This window comes from Citrobacter sp. R4 (assembly GCF_026719175.1).
In the GTDB taxonomy this organism is placed as follows: domain Bacteria; phylum Pseudomonadota; class Gammaproteobacteria; order Enterobacterales; family Enterobacteriaceae; genus Citrobacter_A; species Citrobacter_A sedlakii.
In genome coordinates this window covers 1-560 of the sequence record NZ_JAPPSU010000062.1, presented here as the reverse complement: position 1 = coordinate 560, position 560 = coordinate 1, and the positions used below count along the sequence as shown (strand labels likewise).

Sequence of the window (560 nt, the reverse complement as noted above, 5' to 3'; positions counted from 1 at the left end):
AGCTTAACCTTCGGGAGGGCGCTTACCACTTTGTGATTCATGACTGGGGTGAAGTCGTAACAAGGTAACCGTAGGGGAACCTGCGGTTGGATCACCTCCTTACCTTAAAGAACCTGCCTTTGTAGTGTCCACACAGATTGTCTGATAGATGTAGAGAAGCAAGGCGTCTTGCGATTGAGACTTTGTGTCCCCTTCGTCTAGAGGCCCAGGACACCGCCCTTTCACGGCGGTAACAGGGGTTCGAATCCCCTAGGGGACGCCACTTGCTGGTTTGTGTGAGTGAAAGTCGCCGGCCGTTATATCTCAAAACTGACTTACGAGTCATGTTTGAGATATTTGCTCTTTAAAAATCTGGATCAAGCTGAAAATTGAAACACAGAACAACGAAAGTTGTTCGTGAGTCTCTCAATTATCGCAACCATGAAGTGAAACATCTTCGGGTTGTGAGGTTAAGCGACCAAGCGTACACGGTGGATGCCCTGGCAGTCAGAGGCGATGAAGGACGTGCTAATCTGCGAAAAGCGTCGGCGAGGTGATATGAACCTTTGACCCGGCGATGT

The 560-nt window shown here is 49.5% G+C and carries 1 tRNA gene and 2 rRNA genes; all 3 read left to right on the top strand.

Annotation, left to right across the window (positions count from 1 at the left end):
- Positions 1-102: ribosomal RNA gene (locus OOJ60_RS24590) — 16S ribosomal RNA — on the top strand; the annotation flags it as partial.
- 84 nt (positions 103-186) lie between these two features.
- A tRNA-Glu gene (locus tag OOJ60_RS24585) sits at positions 187-262 on the top strand.
- Positions 263-447: 185 nt separating this feature from the next.
- Positions 448-560 (top strand): 23S ribosomal RNA (locus OOJ60_RS24580); the annotation flags it as partial.